Source organism: Pseudomonas sp. G3-19 (genome assembly GCF_054855875.1).
In genome coordinates this window covers 3,490,016-3,510,893 of the sequence record NZ_JBMPIQ010000003.1, presented here as the reverse complement: position 1 = coordinate 3,510,893, position 20,878 = coordinate 3,490,016, and the positions used below count along the sequence as shown (strand labels likewise).

Sequence of the window (20,878 nt, the reverse complement as noted above, 5' to 3'; positions counted from 1 at the left end):
GGAGATCAAGCCCGATCGCGAATCAGCAATGGCTTGAGGTAATGACCGGTGTGAGATTGCTTCATCTCGGCCACTTCCTCCGGCGTACCGGTGGCGATGATCTGACCACCCTTGGAGCCGCCCTCCGGCCCCAGGTCCACCAGCCAGTCGGCGGTCTTGATCACGTCAAGGTTGTGCTCGATCACCACTACGGTATTGCCGTGGTCGCGCAAGCGATGCAGCACGTCGAGCAATTGCTGGATATCCGCAAAGTGCAGGCCGGTGGTCGGCTCATCGAGGATATACAGAGTTTTGCCGGTGTCGCGCTTGGACAGCTCGCGTGACAGCTTGACCCGTTGCGCCTCACCACCGGACAGCGTGGTTGCCGACTGCCCGAGCTTGATGTACGACAGGCCCACATCCATCAACGTCTGTAGCTTGCGTGCAAGCGCCGGTACCGCGTCGAAGAACTCCCGCGCCTCCTCGATGGTCATCTCGAGGGTTTCGTGGATGCTCTTGCCCTTGTATTTGATCTCGAGGGTTTCGCGGTTGTAGCGCTTGCTCTTGCACACATCGCACGGCACGTAAATGTCCGGCAGGAAGTGCATTTCCACTTTGATAAGGCCGTCGCCCTGGCACGCCTCGCAGCGACCGCCCTTGACGTTGAACGAGAAACGCCCCGGGCCGTAACCTCGGGAGCGTGACTCGGGCACGCCGGCGAACAGTTCGCGGATCGGCGTGAACAGCCCGGTGTAGGTGGCCGGATTGGAGCGCGGCGTACGGCCGATCGGGCTTTGGTCGATATCGACGACTTTGTCGAGATGTTCCAGGCCTTTGATGCTGTCGTGCGCGGCCGCTTCCAGCGTGGTCGCACCATTGAGTGCAGTAGCGCTCAACGGGAACAGCGTGTTGTTGATCAAAGTCGATTTGCCCGAGCCGGAAACGCCGGTCACGCAGGTCAGCAGACCGATCGGGATTTCCAGATCGACGTTGCGCAGGTTGTTGCCGCGCGCGCCCTTGAGCGACAGCGTCAGCTTCTTGTTACGCGGCGTGCGTTTGGCCGGCACTTCGATCTTCACCCGCCCCGACAGGTATTTACCGGTCAGGGAATCCGGGTGCGCCATGACTTCGGCCGGCGTGCCTTCAGCCACGATCTGCCCGCCGTGCACCCCGGCGCCCGGCCCGATATCCACCACGTAGTCGGCCAGACGAATCGCGTCTTCGTCGTGCTCGACCACGATCACCGTGTTGCCGATGTCGCGCAGGTGCTTGAGGGTGCCGAGCAACCGGTCGTTATCGCGCTGATGCAGACCAATGGACGGCTCGTCGAGGATGTACAGCACCCCGACTAGACCTGCGCCGATCTGGCTGGCCAGACGAATGCGCTGCGCCTCGCCGCCGGACAGGGTGTCGGCGCTGCGATCCAGCGACAGATAGTCGAGGCCGACATTGACCAGAAATTGCAGGCGCTCGCGGATCTCCTTGAGGATCTTGTCGGCGATCTCGCCACGCCGACCTGTCATCTTCAACTCGCCGAAGTATTCGCAGGCATCGCCAATCGGCAGGTTGGTCACTGCCGGCAGGGTTTTCTCGCCAACCCACACGTGCCGCGCTTCACGGCGCAGACGAGTGCCGCGGCAATCCGGGCAAGCCTGGGTGCTGAGAAACTTGGCCAGCTCTTCGCGCACGCTGGCCGATTCGGTTTCGCGGTAGCGACGCTCAAGGTTCGGCACGATACCTTCGAACGGGTGCGAACGTTTGACGATGTCGCCGCGGTCATTGAGGTACTTGAAGTCGACATTCTGCGAGCCGCTGCCGTGCAGGATCTGTTTCTGCTGTTCGGCGGTCAGCTCGTTGAACGGCTTCTCAAGACTGAACTTGTAGTGCGAGGCCAGTGAGCCGAGCATCTGGAAATAATAGACGTTACGCCTGTCCCAGCCGCGAATCGCGCCCTCGGCAAGAGTCAGTTCACCATTGACCAGGCGCTTGATGTCGAAGAACTGCTTCACGCCCAAGCCATCGCAGGTCGGGCAGGCGCCGGCCGGGTTGTTGAAGGAGAATAGTTTCGGCTCAAGCTCGCTGATGGCATGGCCGCAGATCGGGCAGGCAAAGCGCGCGGAGAAGATCATCTCTTCACCTGGCTCATCGTCCATCGGCGCGACCAAGGCAATGCCGTCCGCCAGCTTCAGTGCGGTTTCGAACGATTCGGCCAGACGCTGCTGCAGGTCGGCGCGGACCTTGAAACGGTCGACGATCACATCGATCGAGTGCTTCTTCTGTTTATCCAGTTTCGGCAGTTCATCGAGTTCGCAAATGCGGCCGTTGACCCGGGCGCGGACGAAGCCTTGGGCACGCAGCTCTTCAAAAACCGAAAGGTGTTCACCTTTGCGTTCGCGAATAACCGGCGCCAGCAACATCAGCTTGCTGCCTTCCGGTTGTGCCAGCACCAGATCGACCATCTGGCTGACGGTCTGCGCTTCCAGCGGAATGTCGTGATCCGGGCAACGCGGCGTACCGACACGTGCATACAGCAGACGCAGGTAGTCGTAGATTTCGGTGATGGTGCCGACCGTGGAACGCGGGTTGTGCGAGGTCGACTTCTGTTCGATGGAGATCGCCGGCGACAAACCTTCAATGGTGTCGACGTCGGGTTTTTCCATCATCGACAGGAACTGTCGGGCGTAGGCCGACAGGGATTCGACATAGCGGCGCTGACCTTCGGCGTACAGCGTGTCGAAGGCCAGGGACGACTTGCCGGATCCGGACAGGCCGGTGATGACGATCAGTTTGTCCCGTGGCAGGGTCAGGTCGATGTTCTTCAGGTTGTGGGTACGGGCCCCACGTATCAGGATCTTGTCCAAAGTGGCCTCGCTCGGCGGGCGTCGAAAACGTAGGAGTATACGGGCAAATACTGGATGGATGCACACTATCAAACGAAGGGTTTTTTACCTTGCATGAAGAGAGTTTCATCTATACGCGTCATAGCGTCGCGATATACCCCGTCTTTCGATGGGACTGGTAGAATCGCCGCCGGTTCACACGAGGTTTTTCCATGCACGATCCCCACAGCGAACGCATGAGTGGCAGCGAGACCCGCGCAGCGAGCGGTCTGGCCCTGGTGTTCGCCTTCCGTATGCTTGGCATGTTCATGGTGTTGCCGGTACTGGCGACCTACGGCATGGACCTGGCGGGAGCGACCCCGGCCCTGATCGGGCTGGCGATTGGCGCTTACGGCCTGACCCAGGCGATTTTCCAGATTCCGTTCGGGATCATTTCCGACCGTATCGGCCGGCGGCCGGTGATTTTCCTCGGGCTGGTGGTCTTCGCCCTTGGCAGTGTGCTGGCGGCTCAGGCCGATTCGATCTGGGGCGTGATCGCCGGACGCATCCTGCAAGGCGCCGGGGCAATTTCCGCTGCGGTGATGGCGTTGCTTTCCGACCTGACTCGCGAACAACACCGCACCAAAGCCATGGCCATGATCGGCATGACCATCGGTCTGTCGTTCGCCGTGGCCATGGTGGTCGGGCCGTTGCTGACCCGCGCGTTCGGCCTGTCCGGACTGTTCCTCGCGACGGGCGGCATGGCCCTGTTCGGGATCGTCATCGTAATGTTCATGGTGCCGAAATCCACCGGGCCATTGAGCCATCGAGAGTCTGGTGTGGCGCGTCAGGCCTTGATGCCGACGCTCAAACATCCCGATCTACTGCGCCTGGACCTGGGCATTTTCGTGCTGCACGCGATGCTGATGTCGAGCTTCGTCGCACTGCCGCTGGCGCTGGTGGAAAAGGCCGGTTTGCCCAAGGAGCAGCACTGGTGGGTTTACCTGACCGCACTGCTGATTTCTTTCTTCGCCATGATCCCGTTCATCATCTACGGCGAGAAGAAACGCAAAATGAAACGAATTTTGCTCGGTGCCGTCCTGACGCTGATGCTCACTGAGCTATTCTTCTGGCAGTTCGGTGACAGCTTGCGGGCTCTGGTGATCGGCACGGTGGTGTTCTTCACCGCGTTCAATCTGCTGGAAGCTTCGTTGCCGTCGCTGATCAGCAAGGTTTCACCGGCAGGCGGGAAGGGCACGGCCATGGGCGTGTATTCCACCAGTCAGTTCCTCGGTTCGGCACTCGGCGGGATACTCGGCGGCTGGCTGTTTCAGCATGGCGGTCTGTCGGTTGTGTTCCTTGGATGTGCGGGTCTGGCTGCCATCTGGCTGGCCTTTGCTGTTACCATGCGCGAACCTCCCTACGTGACGAGCCTGCGCTTGCCGTTGTCGCCCGAAGCGATCCGCGAAGCGGGTCTGGTCGAGCGCCTCAAGGCCCTCGTAGGGGTAACAGATGCAGTGATAGTTGCTGATGAAGCGGCTGTTTACATCAAACTGGACAAAGAATTAGTGGATCGCGACACCCTCGAACGCCTGGTGAACAACCCGGCCGGGGCTGCTTGCGAAGCCTAGGAGAACGTTATGGCCCGTGGGGTTAACAAAGTCATATTGGTCGGCACTTGCGGCCAGGATCCCGAAGTTCGCTACCTGCCTAACGGTAACGCCGTGACCAACCTGAGTCTGGCAACCAGCGAACAGTGGACCGACAAGCAAACCGGTCAAAAGGTCGAGAAGACCGAATGGCACCGTGTTTCGATGTTCGGCAAGGTTGCGGAAATCGCCGGCGAGTACCTGCGTAAAGGTTCGCAGGTGTACATCGAAGGCAAGCTGCAGACCCGCGAGTGGGAAAAAGACGGTATCAAGCGTTACACCACAGAAATCGTGGTCGACATGCAAGGCACCATGCAACTGCTCGGCGGCCGTCCACAACAGGGCGACCAACAAGGCGGTGGCAACAACTACCAGCAGCAGGCGCCACGCCAACAGGCTCCGCGTCCGCAGCAGTCGGCTCCACAACAGCGTCCAGCCCCGGCTCCACAGCAGGCTGCACCGCAACCGGCCCCGGATTTCGACAGCTTCGATGACGACATCCCGTTCTGATTCGCTGCTGCATCCACGCTGAATAAAAAAGGCCCGTCGTTCAACACGACGGGCCTTTTTTGTGGCGCAAGGTCCGCGATTACCACTGATCTCCTGTGGGAGCGGGTGTGTGTTTCAGTCGAGGATCAGGTGCGGCAGAAACCGGCTTGAATCCTTGGTGATCAGACTGTTGTCTTCGCGCACGCCGATCCCCGCCGCCTGATCACCAATCACCCACGAGCCGATCAGCGTGTAGCTGTCGTCGAACTTCGGCAATGGCGCAAATTCCTGCAGGATGAATGGCGCATCGGTGTAGGGCCCGCCTTCTTTGACGATCAGACCTTCTGCCGTTTGCAGTTCGATATTCGCGCCTTCGCGGGAGAAGTACGGTTTGCGTACCCAGCCCTTGGGCACCGCACTGGCCGGATTCGGATCAAGGTGCGCCGCGAGCAGATTCGGATGCCCCTTGTGCAGCTCCCACAGCAAAGGCAGCGCGCCTTTGTTCGACAGGATCGACTTCCACGCCGGTTCGAAGAACTGCGTATCGCTTTCGGCGATTGCTGCACCGAATGGCTCGTGGAAAATAAATTCCCAGGCATGCAGCTTGAACAGGTGCGGGATCCAGCGATCCTCAAGGTCGACGAAGCAACCCTCGGCGGTCAGGCCGATGTCTTCGATGTCGATGTGCCGGGATTCGATGCCGACCTTTTCCGCGATCAGGCGCAAGTAGTCGGTGGTCCCCTTGTCTTCGACCGAGTCTTTCATCGACGCAAAGTAGAACGGCCGCTTGAGCTGCAACTCGGCAAACGCCTGGTGCAGCTTGGTATCGATGCTGTTGAACTGGTCGGCATGGCGCGGCAGCATCCCGCGCTCGATGCACTGCTCCAGCCAGCCCCACTGAAACGCCGCTGCCTCATAAAGGCTGGTCGGCGTGTCGTAGTTGAGTTCCAGCAGCTTTGCCGGGCCGTTGCCGCTGTAGGAAAAGTCCATGCGCCCGTACAGATGCGGATGACCTTCCAGCCAGGACGTGCGGATCATGTCGTAGTACGGCGCCGGGATGCTCAGGCGATCCAGCAGCTCTTCGCTGTGCGCCACGCGGTCGACCAGGTCCATGCACATCTCGTGCAGTTCGGTGGTCGGATCCTCCAGATCGTTTTCAATCTGCGCGAGCGTGAACTGGTAGTAGGCGCTTTCGTCCCAGTACGGCTCGTTGTCGATGGTGTGGAACAGAAAGCCGAGGCTTTCGGCCGTCTGTTTCCAGTCGGGGCGCTCGGCGCAGTGGATCTTCTTCATGGTCAGCTGCTCGAACTGCCCCAGCCGCCCCAACCGCTGCGGGCGGAAGACTGGCTGCCGAAGCCGCCGCGGGACGTCGACGAAGCGACGTTGACCGGTTTGCTTCGGGAGCTGTCGTAGCGGGTGTCGGAGCGAGTAGCCGGCGCCGATTCGATTTTGCGGTACTGCGTCGAAGTGTTGTAGGTCTGGCGCGTATCGCGGTCGCGATAAACCGTGCGGTTGGCGTTATTGCTCATCGCATTGCCGATCAACCAGCCTGTGAGCCAGCCGTTGCCGCCGCCGGACGAGTGCGAAGTACTTTGTACGTTCTGGGCGGCGGCTTCACCGGCAGACATCTGCGCATTGGCAAGCGCATTCAGGTCCTGTGGCGCCTCGCCGTTCTGCGGCACCCTGAAACCGCCGAGCTTCGGCACGAAGCGGCCATCGGAGTTTTTCTGGCACCAGTCGGCGGCAAAGTCTGCGTCGCACTTGGCCTTGTCATCGTAGGCCGGCGCAATACGTCGGTGTTCGGTCAATGCCGCGACGTAGGCGTTGGAGCAGACGTCGGCGGCCACTTCGGCGCCGACGCACTCCTCGACAGATTGGAAGCGTTGCTGCTCCTGCGCGGCAACTTCGCCGGAAATCGCCAGCGCCACCGAAGCGGCGAGGGACAGTTGAACGTACTTGCTGCGTTTCATCGAAGGCTTCCTGCCGATCAGTTGGACGGGGTCATGCACGCGGCGTTAAGCATGCCGACGCTGATGGCTACTGCGGCCACATAGATACCCGAAGCGATTTCACCGTTGGCGATACGCTGCGACGTGCCCTTGAGCACCAGCCCCGTGGCGAGAAAGGCCAGCAGCTGCACCACCGCAGCAATTACCGCCCACAGCACGAAATCGAGAACGTTGACCGAAAACGCGATCACGTTGCTGGCCGGAATTGCGAAGCCGATGATCGCGCCCGCCAGAGCGATGGCGGCAGCGATGTTGCCGGAGCGAATCAGCTCGAACTCCTTGTGTGGCGTGATGCGGGTGTAGACGAACTGAAACAGCATGAACAGCAGCACGGCGCCGATCAGGTAGACGACGAAACCGACCAGTGCGGTCTTGTTCAGGGAAACGGCCAGCACTTCCAGCATGGAAAACTTCCTTATTTAAATGGTGCTCAAATCAGTCGTGTACAGCGAAATGCCCAGCGAGGTACTCAGGCTGACGGTGCCTTCCTCGTCCTGTTCGACGGAGAACAGCAGCAGTTCGCGGCGATCGGTCAGGCCGGTCTCGCGCGCGTAAAGCATGGAGTGGTGTTCGATGGTGTAGCTCTCGTCCGGGTTGACCACATGTTCGGTCATCGGTACGAGTTCGGTCTGGCCTTGTTCGGTGCCCCATTCGCGGCTGTACTGGACGCCGTCGTGGGTATAGATCGGCAGGCCGATCGGGCTCGCGGGGCCGGCCAGGCGCTGCAGCTCGGCGTCACTGTTGACGGTCACGTAGCTGAGGTAGTTGAACAGGGTGACCGACTCGATCTGGTCGTCACCGGTGACGTGGATCTGCAGCCAGAAGTCTTCGTTATTGAGGTAGTAGCGATGCAGCTTGTTGGATTGGCCGAGGTCGATCCAGCCGGCGCTCCAGATTGCCTCTGCCGCTGGAACCTGCACCGAGGTGCTGCCATCGAGCAGCAAGGCCAGAGTCGAATCGAATCGCACGCCTTTGCCTTGTGCCATCCCGAGTGGGCCACTGGCTACCGGAGCGGGCGCAACGGGCTGCCAGTTGCTGGTGCCCAGCAAGTCTTTGAACCATCCCATGGGTACATTCCTTGAGGCGGGTGGAGGTGTTCGTCGTAAAAAACGCCGCCAGTGTACCGGGCCGGGCGACGAACGACACGCCGTAAACCATGTGGGAGCGGTTTGCTCGCGAAGGCGGTGTGTCAGGCAGCTAAGGTACCGACTGACACACCGCTTTCGCGAGCAAGCCCGCTCCCACAGGTTTTGTGCAAACGCTTACTGCGCGGACTTCTGCTTCAGACGCTCGAGGATCGCATTGGCGCTGCCTTCGTTCGGCGTGATGCCAGCGTCGCGCAGTTTGCGTTCCAGGTCATTGCCGGTCGAAGCGTCAGCCAGTTCATCGGCGGCACTCAGCTCGGCAGCGCGTTGCTGCTGCTTGGCCTGCAGACGGTTCAGCGTGCCGACGGCGGTTTCCAGTTTGCCGTTGGCGCCGCCGCTGGCGATGGATGCGCTGACCTGCGCCTTCTGCACGCTTTCACGGGCCTTGGCCATGTCCACTTGCTGGCGCAGGCTCTTGATCCGCGACTCGGCCTTGCTGATGTCCTTGCGCATGTTTTCGGCGTAGGTGCCGAATTCGTCGCTCTGGGCTTTCTCGGCGGCCAAGTCGTTGGTCAGGGTCGAAATCGCTTCGGCCACTTCCATGGCCAGGTCTTCGCGGCCGGCGTTCAGCGCGGAAACAGCCTTGGCTTCCAGATCCTTGATCTTCGCGTCGTACTCGCTCACGCGGTCGGCGGCCAGCTTGTGCTTGGCCATGATGGTGACCAGCTCGCGGCGGGCGTTGGACAGCGCGGTGTCGGCGTCGCGGATTTCCTGGTCGAGGATGCGCAGGGCCTGTTGGTCGACGATCGCTTCGCCGACTTCATTGGCGCCGCCGCGCAGCGCGGTGAACAACTTGCTCCAGATGGACTGAGTCATTGGATATTCCCTGTTGATTACTTGAAGAAGTGTTCGAAGGCTTCGCTCGCGCGCTGCACGTTGTCGACCAGGGTTTTCACCTCGGTGACGACGTTTGTCAGGCTCGAGTCGGCGCTGAGGGCGCCAAACATGTTGTAAACGGTCTGACCATTGGGCATCGACTCGATGCCGATCGACGACAGCGGGAACATTTCCCGGCTGCGCAGCACGGCGTCGTTGAAGGCGCGCACGTCAGTGATCGAATCGATGTCCACCAGCACGGTGTCGACGATGATCTGCTGACCGGCCACAGCGATGTGAATCGGCAGACCGCCGAATTCGTTCATTTCCAGCTTGATGCTGGGTTCGGAGCTCTGGATCAGAGACAGCGTGATCTCGTGCGAAGCCACCTCGTCCAGTGCCTTGAGGGCGTTGAAGAGGCTATCGATGTTCCAGTTGTTGCCTGCGCTCATGTAATTCTCCGACATGAATGAGCCAGCCAGAATCGGTTGGCGTAGCTGTTGCTCCATCTGCTTGAGCAAGCTTCGGTTTTCCGGAAGTACCCAAGTTTCGTGTTTCACATAACCGGCGGCAGCCAGGCCCGCGCGCATCTGCTTCATGTAGAAGCTCGACGGCTTTTTCGCGGACGGTTTCGAGCGCTCTCCCTGTGGGCTCTCTGATGCAACGGTGGGGGAGCGACTTTTCATGGCAATGACTCCGTTATGAACATCTCACGCGTGAGCCACACTACAACCAATTCAAAATGCCATCAATGGCTCACGCGTGAGATTTTTTCGGCATGTCGACATCGCTGATGAGGTGGTGGTCGCAAGCGTTGTCCCGGGTGGGGAGTGTGTTTCTGATTAATCACTGATGTTTATTGTCTGGAAGGCGAGTTTGTTTCTCAATTCTCTCGCTGTGATTTTTTATTGTTTAAATATTGAAGATAATTCCTACATTGTTTTGGCATGTTTCCGTAAGAAGTAATAGCGGCCCTTCGTAAGAGCGTAGGAAGTTTGTTCTTTGTGAGTAATATTAAGAAACAAGGTCGGTTCGCAACCACTAAGAACTTATTCTAGTTTTGGGGTGTGCACACCTTCACTCCGGTGGAACACAGCTTGGACTACCGGCCCTTCAACTTTTGAGGAAATCATTATGACTTTCGAAAAAGCATCTTCCGCTGGCGATTCTCAGATCGGCTGATCTGATCAGTAAGAGCCGGGGCCTTAATGGCCCTGGTTCTTTATCAAGTTGTTTTAATAGCGATTGAGGCTCGAATATGAAGCTTTGTCTTAAACCGACGATTATTCCGTTCAAACTTGATGGTCAGGTAGTCCTGCGTTTTAACGGTCAATACGCAAAAATCCCCGACCTACACGGTGCTGTCTGGGAGTTCATCAAGGCACTTGATGGCCGTACACCCTATGAGGAGTTGATTACCCAGGTGGCAGACCGTTACCCCGGGGTGGGTCAGGACGAAATCCGTAGCGTTGCGCAAGATCTGATCAGATACCGGCTGGTCGAAAGTCCGGATGCCTTTGAAGCGACTTCTCTTTCGGATCATGACCGCATCAGATTTTCCCGCAACATCGACTTTTTCGGGTCGATAGCGGCTGTGGGCGAGAACAAGTTCACCCACCAGGAAAAACTGCGCACGGCCAGGGTCTGCGTACTGGGCTGCGGCGGTCTGGGCACCCATATCCTGTTCGACCTGGTGGCGCTGGGTGTCCACCATCTGACGATCCTCGATTTTGACACGATCGAGTTGAGCAATTTGAACCGGCAGATCCTTTACAAGGAAACCGACGTTGGCATGCCGAAGGTTGCAACGGCCAGGCGCAGGTTGCTTGAATTCAACAGTCACCTCGACATTACTGCTCACGAAACCCGCCTCCAGTCGGCGCAAGACGTCGCCGGCATCGTACGCGGCCACGATATTGTGATTTGTGTCGCTGATAAACCCGCGAACTACATGGCCGACTGGCTGAATGAGGCCTGTGTTAAACAGGGCGTACCCTTCATTTCAGGCGGGCTTGATGTACGGCGCTCGGTGTTTTATTCGGTGGTGCCTGGCTCCTCGGGCTGCGGTGCTTGCTGGCTGACGTCGGCGCGTAACAAGAGCAGCCTGGTGAACAGCGTTTCGACCATGGCCAAACAGCACGACATCACTTATGAGCATCCCGGTCCGGCTCTTGTGACTTTGGTGGCTGTCACCGCCGGGATGATGGTCAGCGAAACGGTCAAGATCATCACCGGCTGCCAACCGCCACAATTGACCAACAAGCTAAAGGAATTCACATTCGACGACCTGGACGTCAGCGTCGCCGAAGTCTGGCAACAGAATCCGGACTGCACGGTGTGTGGACATCTCGCGGACGCGCAACGGTCGGCGCAGGCGGAGACTGTCTAGATGTTCAAACTCCTGGCGTCCTATGCCATCACGTCCATCTGCTCATGGGCCATAGCGTTTCTGATCCCGCTGTATGTTTATGAGCAGACCGGCTCCCCAGTCTGGACGTCGCTGGCTTTTTTCGCCGCGATGGCGCCCTACATACTGGTCACGCCCTTCGCCGGTGTGTGGAGTGATCGCTACAGCAAACGGCGTTTTTTGATCGGTGGTGATCTGATCAACATCGTCACCGGCTGCCTTATATATGCTGCCGTGATTACGCTGTCCGGGAGCAGCTTGAGTATTACTCTGTTACTGCTGAGCTTTCTGTTGGCAAGCGTCGGTGCCACCCACCACCCGGTCTTCCAGAGTATTGCGCCTGCGCTGATCGAGGGGCCCAAACTCCATCGATTCAATGCAATCGTCAATGCCAGTGACAACATCATTCGCATCGTTGCACCAATCGGCGTTGCAGCCTTGCTGGCCTTCAGTACCAAGGAGCAGTTGCTGATTGGCAGCATTGTCGGATTTGCGCTATCCCTGCCGCTTTGCTTCTTGCTGAAAGAGCAGGGTAAGCCTGCGCCGGCCACCACGCGGGTATTCACGGAAATCAAAGCCGGACTGTTGTATGTCATCCAGCAGCGAGAACTGTGTTCGTTTGTCATGCTGTTCTTTTTCTGCAATTTCGGTTTTGCCTTGATCGGTGCCAGCCTTGTCTATGTCTACACCACGCTACTGGCCGTGCCATTGAGTGATGTCGGCTATTACTACGGGCTCATTGGTGCAGGTGCCGTCGCCGGATCAGCTATGGGTGCGTTTCTGGTGAAGAGATATCCGGCCGGCATTCTTATCCGTCGAAGCTGTTTGCTGGCCGGAGTGTTCACGCTGATGGGGGCGATGGCCAACGATCCGTGGTCACTTTCGGCACTGTGGGCGCTTTCTACCGGTTGCCAATCCGTGGTGGTCATCGCTTTTTTCACCTATCGCCAGCAAGTGGTTCCGCAAACCATTCTTGGGCGAACGGTAGGAGTTACACGGCTCATTGCCTACCTCGCGATTCCGCCGGCGAGCCTGCTGAGTGGATGGCTGTTACTGCATTTCTCAAGCAGCGCTGTGATTCTTGCGTCAGGCGGTCTGTGCATCATTTTCGCCTCTCTATGTGCTTACTTTCTGGCCAGGTTTGAGCGCCCGGTCATTTACAGCGACGCACAATGAATACGGTTTTGTAAGTTTTTCGGGGTTTCGGAATAACTGGAAAGTTGCGATCGGCTGGATGGCTGATAAAGAATTAAAAGGAATTTAAAGTTGGAAGTAGATAAAGAGTTGAATTGCGGCGATGGGGCGAAGGTCATTAACTTCATGACCGGAGGCACATTATGGGGCCAATGGCTGGACGCTGATGCGTTAGATAGATTGGTTAATCATGAACTGTTGCTGGCAATGCAAAACGGTCATGTTTCCCTGAAGGGGATGCGTTACTTTCTGATCCAGCATCATTACTACTCGCGAAACTTTACCCGCTTTCTATGCGCAATCCTCAATCGCCTCGAGTCCCTTGGCGACATCAAATTACTGTTGGAAAACATGCAAGAGGAAATGGGCATAGATGGTGACAACAAGCTCACGCATTCCGAGCTGTTTCAAAGGTCGCTGCGGATCCTGGGCACCCATCCCTTGGCTGAATTGCCTTTACCTCAGACCGTGGATTTCACCCAATGCATCATGCAGCTTTGCCGCAGTGAAAATCCTGTCGAGGGCCTCGCAGCACTCTGCCTGGGAGCCGAAGCCATTGTGCCGCTGATTTACAAACCGATTCTGCTGGCACTGGAGGGACTGAATGTCAGTGAGGAAGGCCTGGAGTTCTTTCGCCTGCATATCGAAGAGGATGAGGACCACGCGATAACCATGCTGGGAATTCTGCAACGCCTGACTCACCAGACGCCTGAAGCCAAGCGGCTTGCGATTCAAATCGGGCGTCAGGCTATGCTCAAACGTTGTGTCATGTTCGATGCCATCTGGAAGGAAGTCAGTCAGCAGTAGTCGACGTCCCGTTTCGTGCAAATTGCCGCGGATTCGCTGGCAGTCGTGCAGATTGAAACAGGCCTGATGCCACCATGCTTGTTCCAAGCGATTGAATCATTGGGCATTCCCGGCGCCAGGCGATTGGCCTGATCTCTGCACTTCTCTCATTACATTCATCAATTGGCTTGAAGGGGGACGCATGACCCCGATGTCGAGCAGGAAAGTGGTCGTCGCCCATTCGGTTCGGGCCGGGGCGCCGCAACATGAAGTGCAGACCAACAAGGCACTTGCCCGCTGGCTGGCGCAGATTCTGGGACTCAGCTTCGGCGGAAGTTTTGACCCGCAGAAGCATCGCGGTCGCGATTTATATTGGCTGCCGACCCAGACCATTGTTGGCCCGGCCAGCGCGCGTAATCTGGGGATCAGGGGGCCCGGCGATTTGTGGGGCGGGTACGTCGAACACGATTTCATTTGCACCAAAGCCATCAGTCACGGCTTGCGCAGTCATCTGGCTCACGCGCCACAAGGCTGGGCGCCGCAATTCTCCGAGCGCGTGCGCGATGTGGTGCTCGACGGCTTGACGGTGTTTGCCGTGGAAGATGCGCGACCCGCTGCCGAGCATCTGCTGTACAGCGGACCGATCCGCCTGAAGCCGATTCACGCCTGTGCCGGTCGTGGCCAGGAAGTTATCAACAGCCTCGACGCGTTCGATGAAGTACTGGCCCGTGCAGAAGCGGAAGCGTTGTTTCGGGATGGCGTGGTGCTCGAACAGGACTTGAGCAATGTGTTCACCCACAGCGTTGGCCAGTCATTCATCGGCGACAAAGTGCTTAGTTACTGCGGTGATCAATACTTGACCAAGGATGCCCATGGCGAAGACGTCTATGGTGGTTCGAATCTGTTGGTAGTGCAGGGCGGCTACGAAGATCTGCTGGCGCTGGACTTGCCGGATGACGTGCGACAGGCCATCAAGCAGGCGCAGATTTTCGACCGGGCAGCGGATGAGGCTTATCCAGATTTCTACGCCTCGCGGCGCAACTATGACATTGCCCAAGGCCTGGACAGCAATGGCAAACCCCGCAGCGGGGTGCTCGAACAATCCTGGCGCATGGGCGGTGCCAGCAGCGCTGAATTGGCCGCGTTGCAAAGCTTCGTCAATGATCCGCAGATGCCCGCGATCCGCGTGTCGACCGTAGAAACCTATAGCGATCAAAGCCTGCCGGCGGACACCATCGAAATCTATCGCGGGCCAGCGGAGAACAGCGACTTCCTTCTCAAATACGTAACGGTCAAATCTTATGACGGCTAGAAGCGAAAGCATTCAGATCGACATTGATGATGAACAGATGAGCGGGACGTTTCTCAGTCCAAAATCGAAAGTCCCCGGCGTGTTGTTTGTGCACGGCTGGGGCGGTAGCCAGGAGCGTGATCTTGAACGCGCCAAGGGCATCGCCGGGCTTGGTTGTGTATGCCTGACCTTCGACCTGCGCGGTCACACCGGCGGTACCGGCATTCCGCTGACGCGGGTGACGCGCGAAGACAACCTGCGTGACCTGCTCGCAGCCTACGACCGCCTGCTCGCGCATCCGGCGCTCGACACCTCGGCGATTGCGGTGGTTGGCACCAGTTATGGCGGTTACCTGGCTTCGATCCTCACCTCGTTGCGTCCGGTGCGCTGGCTGGCGCTGCGGGTACCGGCGCTGTATCGCGACGAGCAATGGCACACGCCCAAGCGTGAACTGGACAAGGCCGACCTGCGCGACTACCGGGCGACGTTGGTCCGTGCAGACAGCAACCGTGCGCTGCACGCCTGTTCGCAGTTCACCGGGGATGTGTTGCTGGTGGAATCGGAAACCGACGACTACGTGCCCCACGCGACGATCATGAGCTACCGTGCCGCCTGTCAGCAGACGCATTCGCTGACGCACCGGATCATCGATGGCGCCGACCATGCCTTGAGCGAGCCGGTTTCGCAGCAGGCCTATACTTCGATTCTGGTGGACTGGATTACCGAGATGGTGGTGGGTGAGCGGTTGAGCATCATCCAGTCCACATGATTTGTTGTGGCTCTTCGGACGCCTTCGCGAGCAAGCCCGCTCCCACATTTGGAATGCGTTCTACCTGTGGGAGCGGGCTTGCTCGCGAAGGGGCCATCAGCCATAGCCACAAAATCAGGACGGTTTCTTCTCGATCCGCAGCGCCTTGGCCTTGGCTTCCACCAGCAAATACATCACCACCGTAATCAACAACGGCAACAGAAAATAAATCGCCCGATACGCCAGCAACCCCGCCACCAGACTGCCCCGCGAAGCCTCGTGCTGCAGCAGCGCGACGAACACCGCTTCCAGCACCCCGAGCCCCGCCGGAATGTGCGTGATGACTCCGGCAATCGCGCTGATCAACAGCACGCCGAGCACCAACGGATAATCAAGTTTGCTCGGCAGCAGAGTGAAAATCACCGCCGCCATCAGCGACCAGTTCAATGCACCGAGCAGCAATTGCAGGACGGCCATGCGCAGTGATGGCAGGTTGATTTCCACCCCGCGAATCGACCACTCGCGGCGCTTCGAGAACTGGCACGCGGCGAGGTAACCGGCACTCAACAGCAGCAACAGCACGCCAATGCCTTGCAACGCGGCGCTGCTGATTTTCCAGCCCGGCGGCATGCTCACCAGGCCGCTGCTGAACACTACGCCGGCAATCGTCATATAACCGAACCAGTTGGTGGCCAGGCTCAGTCCGAGAATTTTGGCGATGTTGCTTTTGCTCACCCCCAGGCGCGAATACAGCCGATAGCGCATGGCAATCCCGCCGACCCAGGCGCTGAGATTGAGGTTGAACGCATAACTGATGATCCCCACCGGGAGGATCTGTTTCCAGGTCAGGTCCTGGCGAATGTAGGTGCGGCCGATCAGGTCGAAACTGGCGTAGGTGAGAAAGCTCAGCAGGGTCAGGCTGGCGGCGATGATCAGCGTGCGCACCTTGAAGTCAGCCAGGGTTTGCAGAACTTCCGCCCATTCGATACGGGTGGCGAACATCGTCAGCAACACGATCAGCGCGAGGAAGAACAGCAACGTCAGTGGGCGTTTCCAGCGACTCCAGCGAGAGTGAGTGGCGGGCGCAGACTGTGCGTGGGAATGGCTCATGACGTGCGCCCCCGAAACGGCTTGAGCCGCGGTTTGTGCGCCGGCAACCATCCGGCCATTGACGGGAAATGCCGGAGGAAGTGAAACACCAGAAACCCTACGGTCATGTGCCAGATCCGTCCTCGCGGGGACATGCTGGCGTCCATCGCCTTGCAGTGGTTCTGGCTCAGGTCTTCGAGGCGCTGAAACAAATGCTGATTGAACCCGCGATCGCGGATCAGCACGTTGGCTTCCAGGTTCAGCGACAGGCTCAGCGGGTCGAGATTGCTCGAGCCGACGGTGCTCCATTCCTCATCCACCAACGCGACTTTGCCGTGCAGCGGGCGCTGGCAATATTCGTGGATCTGCACGCCGGCCTTGAGCAGGTAGTCGTAGGTCATGCGCGCCGCCAGTTTGGCCACCAGCATGTCCGGTTGACCTTGCAGGATCAGCCGCACCTCGACGCCACGGCGCGCGGCGTTGCGGATCTCGCGCAGCAGGCGGTAGCCGGGGAAGAAATAGGCGTTGGCGATCACCACCCGACGTTTGGCCCGGCGCAATGCGTGCAAGTACACATCTTCGATGTCGGTGTGATGCTGATCGTTGTCGCGAAACACCAGACGTACCTGACCGTCGTGATCGTTGAAAGCCATGTCCGCCCGGCGCTGACGCCGGCGCTGCCACCAGAACCGTGCGCGTCCCGGACGACCACTTTGCAGCAGGGCGAAATGATGGATGTCAGCGACCGCTGGCCCTTGAATCTGCACCGCATAATCCTGTTTCGCCTCGGGGCCGAAATCGGCCAGGTGATCGCCGGAAAAGTTGATCCCGCCAATGAACGCGATCAGTCCGTCGACCACCACAATCTTGCGGTGCAGGCGGCGGAACCAGTTGGTGCGAATGCCCAGGTGCTTGGGCGCCGGGTCAAACATTTGCAGATGCACGCCCGCTTCGCTCAGTGCCGCGAGATAACCGGTGGTCAACTCGCCGCAACCAAAACCGTCGAGGCTGACAGTGGTGCGCACGCCACGCCGGGCGGCGTCGATCAGGATCTGCTGCAACTCTGCGCCGACCTTGTCTTCGAAAACGATGAACGTCTCCAGCAGAATTTCACTCTTCGCCGCACGCATGGCGTCGAACACCCGGGGGAAATATTCCTCGCCGTTTTCCAGCAACTCGACGCGGTTATTGCCCTGCCAGCCGTACTCGACATCGACATGCCCGGGCTCGCGCACCGGCGGGTTGATGCTGATCGGTTCCACGGCGGATTTCTCCAGCGGTGCGCTGCTCATAGTTCGATCTCCACCGATAAAGGGACGTGGTCGGAAAGGTGTGACCAGGGCCGGTTGGCCAGGACTTTCGGCTGGCTGGCCTTGAGGTTGCGTACATAAATACGATCGAGCCGCAGCGTCGGCAGCCGCGCCGGAAAGCTGCGCGCCGGTTTGCCGTGATGTTCGGCGAACACCTCGCGCAGACCGCAGGGTTGGAGCAGCGCATCGGCGCGCTGGCGCCAGTCATTGAAGTCACCGGCGACGATCACCGGCGCATCATCCGGCAGTTCCGCCAGACGCTCGCCGAGCAATTTCAATTGCGCATTGCGATGACTTTCGCGCAGACCCAGATGCACGCAGATCGCATGCACTTCGACGCCATCGCCGGGCAGGCGCAGCACGCAATGCAGCAGCCCGCGGTTCTCGTGGCCGCTGATCGACACGTCGAGGTTGTCGTGGCGGATGATCTGGAATTTCGACAGCAACGCATTGCCGTGATCGCCCTCCGGGTACACCGCGTTGCGCCCGTAGGCGAACTGCGGCCACAGGCTGTCGGCGAGGAACTCGTATTGCGGCATCGTCGGCCAGTTGCTGTAGCGCTTGGGATGATGTTCGTGGGTGCCGTGGACTTCCTGCAGAAACACCACGTCGGCGGCCACGCTGCGCACCGCTTCGCGCAACTCCGGGAGGATGAAACGTCGGTTGAGCGCGGTGAAACCCTTGTGTGTGTTGACCGTCAGCACGGTGAAACGACGCACCGACACTTCAACGCTGGTCTGCTCGTCGGTGAACCCGACCGGCTCTGGAATACTCATGCCAGCACCCCTTCGGCAGCCGGTTCACCGGGGGTGGTGGCGAGCGTTTTATCCAGCTCGAATCGGTGGAGCAAACTGCGCGCGTCGTAGGGCGCGCGGACTTTGATGTCGTTGTCGAAATAACAGAACACTTCGCGGGATTTGCGCGCCCGCGGCTTGAGGCGCGGCGCGATCAGATGCGCATCGCCGGGTTGCCGGCCGTGATGCCAGGCGTCGATGCGTTCAGCCCATTTGTTCAACGCGGCGTCGGTGTAGCCGCTGGCGTACAGCTCTTCGGCGCCGTGCAGGCGCAGGTAGACGAAATCGCTGGTGAGGTCTTCGCGGTACGGCCATTTGCCGGCGGTGTCGGCGATCACCAGAGCGGTGTTGTAGCGTTTCAACAAACGCACGAAGTCGGGGTCGATGAACGTGTCATTGCGCACTTCCACGGCATGGCGCAGCGGTTTTTTGCGCCAGGCTTTGAGGCTGGCGTGGCCGTGAAGATGTGAATCGTGTTGGCGGGCGAGGGCGGCGGCCGCTTCAGTATCGTGGGGCAACAATGAGAGGAAGTGTTCGAAGCGCTCGGGGTCGAATTTGAAGTTCGGTGGAAACTGCCAGAGGATCGGCCCGAGCTTTTCCTTAAGCTCCAGCACCCCGGAGGCGAAGAAATTCGCCAGCGGTTTTTCGATCTCGCGCAAGCGCCGGACGTGGGTGATGAAGCGTGGCGCCTTGACGCTGAACACGAAGTCGTCGGGCGTTTCGCTGTACCACTGGGCATAACGTTCGGGCCGTTGCAGGGCGTAGAACGATCCATTGATTTCGATGCTGTTGACCGCCCGCGAAGCGAACTGCAATTCGCGCTTCTGCGTCAGTCCTTTCGGGTAGAAATCCCCTCGCCACGGAACGTAGCGCCAGCCGGAAATACCGATGTGAATCGTTGCCATGCCGCCCTCCCGTTGTCAGTCCTCGTACAGCCTGTGTCTGTTGATGACTGCGGGCGGTTCGGGAAAGTTTCGGTGGCGTTACGGACGGTACATTCTCAAGAACATCACACAACCAATGTGGGAGGGGGCTTGCTCCCGAAGGCGGTCGTTCAGTCAACATCAATGGCGACTGATACACCGACTTCGGGAGCAAGCCCCCTCCCACAGGGTTACTCAGTGCCCCGTGAATACTCGGCCTTGAGCCGGTTCGGCATAGGCCGGACCGAGGCGATCCAGTCGCCCGCTCCACGCGGTCAGCGCCAGCGCCAGCAACACCACCAACCCACCGATCCACGCCGTATGAATCAGGCCCAAATGCTCGACGATCAGCCCGCCGCCCCACGCCCCGCCGGCAATCCCTAGGTTGAACGCAGCAATGTTCAGCCCGGATGCCACGTCCACTGCCCGCGGTGTGTGATGTTCAGCCTGACGCACCACATACACCTGCAACCCCGGCACGTTGCCGAACGCCACCGCGCCCCACACCAGCACTGTCGCCAACGCCAGCCATGGATTGGCGGCGGTGAAGGTCAGTACGAACAGCACCGCCGCCAGCAGGGCGAAGATGATTTTCAGGGCGCTGATCGGCCCGCGCTTGTCCGCCAGTTTGCCGCCCCAGATATTGCCGACCGCCACCGACACACCGTATACCAGCAACACCAGGCTGACGGTGCCGGCGCTGAAGCCGGAGATGTCCTGCAGGATCGGCGCGAGGAAAGTGAAGGCGATGAACGAGCCGCCGTAACCGATTGCGGTCATGGCATACACCAGCAACAGACGCGGTTGCTTCAGCACTTGCAGCTGTTGCAACAGGGACGCCGATTTGCTGTGGGCGATGTTGTGCGGCACATACAGCAGACTGCCGATGAAGGCGATCACACCCAGCGCCGAGACGGCGAGGAAGGTTTCGCGCCAGCCGAAATGCTGACCGATGAACGTGCCCAGTGGCACGCCGGTGACCAAAGCCACGGTGAGGCCGGTGAACATGATCGCGATCGCACTGGCAGCTTTTTCCTTGGGCACCAGGCTGGTGGCGATGGTCGAGCCGATGGAGAAGAACACCCCGTGCGCCAGACCGGTGACGATCCGCGCCAGTACCAGCGATTCATAACTCGGCGCCATCCACGCCAGCAGGTTGCCGAGGGTGAACAACACCATCAGCGACAGCAGCAACAATTTGCGCGGGACTTTGCCGGTGAGGGCGGTCAGCACCGGCGCGCCAATGGCGACGCCCAGTGCATACAGACTGACCAGCAGCCCGGCGGACGGCAGGCTGACGCCGAGATCGGCGCCGATGGTGGGCAACAGGCCAACGATGACGAACTCGGTCGTCCCGATGGCGAATGCGCTGAGAGTCAGCGCGAGCAAGGCAATGGGCATGACAGCACTCCGGTAGAGGTTTGAATGGA

General features: G+C 59.3%; 19 protein-coding genes. 7 read left to right on the top strand and 12 right to left on the bottom strand.

Annotated features, from left to right (window positions below; all coding sequences use genetic code 11):
- Positions 1-5: 5 nt before the first annotated feature.
- Complete coding sequence (uvrA, locus tag ACOYXI_RS16125; protein ID WP_027614251.1) at positions 6-2,840, bottom strand: excinuclease ABC subunit UvrA; 2,835 nt, start codon at positions 2,838-2,840, stop codon at positions 6-8.
- A 191-nt stretch (positions 2,841-3,031) separates the two neighbouring features.
- Between uvrA and ACOYXI_RS16120 the strand changes: the two genes are divergently transcribed.
- Positions 3,032-4,429, top strand: coding sequence for an MFS transporter (locus tag ACOYXI_RS16120; protein ID WP_027614250.1), 1,398 nt, complete (start codon positions 3,032-3,034; stop codon positions 4,427-4,429).
- Between the two features lie 9 nt (positions 4,430-4,438).
- Positions 4,439-4,957: a single-stranded DNA-binding protein gene (locus tag ACOYXI_RS16115; protein ID WP_007966163.1), complete on the top strand. Its 519-nt coding sequence runs from the start codon at positions 4,439-4,441 to the stop codon at positions 4,955-4,957.
- Between the two features lie 114 nt (positions 4,958-5,071).
- Here the strand turns inward: ACOYXI_RS16115 and ACOYXI_RS16110 are convergent, their stop codons facing one another.
- From ACOYXI_RS16110 to ACOYXI_RS16085, 6 genes are all read right to left on the bottom strand, one after another.
- A complete protein-coding gene (locus ACOYXI_RS16110) occupies positions 5,072-6,229 on the bottom strand; it encodes a glutathionylspermidine synthase family protein (RefSeq protein ID WP_134787452.1) in 1,158 nt (385 codons plus the stop codon).
- A 2-nt stretch (positions 6,230-6,231) separates the two neighbouring features.
- On the bottom strand, positions 6,232-6,906 hold the full coding sequence (locus ACOYXI_RS16105; protein WP_134787451.1) for a DUF1190 domain-containing protein: 675 nt from the start codon (positions 6,904-6,906) through the stop codon (positions 6,232-6,234).
- Positions 6,907-6,923: 17 nt separating this feature from the next.
- Positions 6,924-7,349: a DUF350 domain-containing protein gene (locus tag ACOYXI_RS16100; protein ID WP_027614247.1), complete on the bottom strand. Its 426-nt coding sequence runs from the start codon at positions 7,347-7,349 to the stop codon at positions 6,924-6,926.
- A gap of 15 nt (positions 7,350-7,364) precedes the next feature.
- Positions 7,365-8,012, bottom strand: coding sequence for a DUF2491 family protein (locus ACOYXI_RS16095; RefSeq protein ID WP_134787450.1), 648 nt, complete (start codon positions 8,010-8,012; stop codon positions 7,365-7,367).
- A 195-nt stretch (positions 8,013-8,207) separates the two neighbouring features.
- Positions 8,208-8,906 (bottom strand): PspA/IM30 family protein, encoded by a 699-nt coding sequence (locus ACOYXI_RS16090; RefSeq protein WP_115988786.1) that lies wholly within the window; start codon positions 8,904-8,906, stop codon positions 8,208-8,210.
- Positions 8,907-8,923: 17 nt separating this feature from the next.
- Positions 8,924-9,592 carry a YjfI family protein gene (locus tag ACOYXI_RS16085; RefSeq protein ID WP_096796345.1) on the bottom strand — a complete coding sequence of 223 codons (669 nt, stop codon included), beginning with the start codon at positions 9,590-9,592 and terminating at the stop codon, positions 8,924-8,926.
- A gap of 572 nt (positions 9,593-10,164) precedes the next feature.
- Here ACOYXI_RS16085 and ACOYXI_RS16080 point away from each other — a divergent pair.
- The 5 genes from ACOYXI_RS16080 to ACOYXI_RS16060 all read left to right on the top strand — a co-directional run bounded on the left by ACOYXI_RS16080 (position 10,165) and on the right by ACOYXI_RS16060 (position 15,353).
- Positions 10,165-11,295 (top strand): HesA/MoeB/ThiF family protein, encoded by a 1,131-nt coding sequence (locus ACOYXI_RS16080; RefSeq protein WP_134787449.1) that lies wholly within the window; start codon positions 10,165-10,167, stop codon positions 11,293-11,295.
- Positions 11,296-12,489, top strand: coding sequence for an MFS transporter (locus ACOYXI_RS16075; protein ID WP_098965850.1), 1,194 nt, complete (start codon positions 11,296-11,298; stop codon positions 12,487-12,489).
- 90 nt (positions 12,490-12,579) lie between these two features.
- Positions 12,580-13,314: a TenA family transcriptional regulator gene (locus ACOYXI_RS16070; protein ID WP_134787448.1), complete on the top strand. Its 735-nt coding sequence runs from the start codon at positions 12,580-12,582 to the stop codon at positions 13,312-13,314.
- Positions 13,315-13,495: 181 nt separating this feature from the next.
- Positions 13,496-14,605 (top strand): DUF3182 family protein, encoded by a 1,110-nt coding sequence (locus ACOYXI_RS16065; RefSeq protein WP_134787447.1) that lies wholly within the window; start codon positions 13,496-13,498, stop codon positions 14,603-14,605.
- Positions 14,595-15,353, top strand: coding sequence for an alpha/beta hydrolase family protein (locus ACOYXI_RS16060; protein WP_027614239.1), 759 nt, complete (start codon positions 14,595-14,597; stop codon positions 15,351-15,353). The genes ACOYXI_RS16065 and ACOYXI_RS16060 overlap by 11 nt, the downstream gene beginning before the upstream one ends.
- A 114-nt stretch (positions 15,354-15,467) precedes the next feature.
- Here the strand turns inward: ACOYXI_RS16060 and ACOYXI_RS16055 are convergent, their stop codons facing one another.
- The 5 genes from ACOYXI_RS16055 to ACOYXI_RS16035 all read right to left on the bottom strand — a co-directional run bounded on the left by ACOYXI_RS16055 (position 15,468) and on the right by ACOYXI_RS16035 (position 20,849).
- Positions 15,468-16,442: a lysylphosphatidylglycerol synthase domain-containing protein gene (locus tag ACOYXI_RS16055; RefSeq protein WP_027612952.1), complete on the bottom strand. Its 975-nt coding sequence runs from the start codon at positions 16,440-16,442 to the stop codon at positions 15,468-15,470.
- Positions 16,439-17,713 carry a cardiolipin synthase ClsB gene (clsB, locus tag ACOYXI_RS16050; protein ID WP_134787446.1) on the bottom strand — a complete coding sequence of 425 codons (1,275 nt, stop codon included), beginning with the start codon at positions 17,711-17,713 and terminating at the stop codon, positions 16,439-16,441. The genes ACOYXI_RS16055 and clsB overlap by 4 nt, the downstream gene beginning before the upstream one ends.
- On the bottom strand, positions 17,710-18,507 hold the full coding sequence (locus ACOYXI_RS16045; RefSeq protein WP_461675057.1) for an endonuclease/exonuclease/phosphatase family protein: 798 nt from the start codon (positions 18,505-18,507) through the stop codon (positions 17,710-17,712). Before ACOYXI_RS16045 ends, clsB begins: the two co-directional genes overlap by 4 nt.
- Positions 18,504-19,430 (bottom strand): DUF72 domain-containing protein, encoded by a 927-nt coding sequence (locus ACOYXI_RS16040; RefSeq protein ID WP_461675056.1) that lies wholly within the window; start codon positions 19,428-19,430, stop codon positions 18,504-18,506. Before ACOYXI_RS16040 ends, ACOYXI_RS16045 begins: the two co-directional genes overlap by 4 nt.
- 213 nt (positions 19,431-19,643) lie before the next feature.
- Positions 19,644-20,849, bottom strand: a complete 1,206-nt coding sequence (locus tag ACOYXI_RS16035; protein ID WP_282413012.1) for an MFS transporter — start codon at positions 20,847-20,849, stop codon at positions 19,644-19,646.
- Positions 20,850-20,878: the final 29 nt, after the last annotated feature.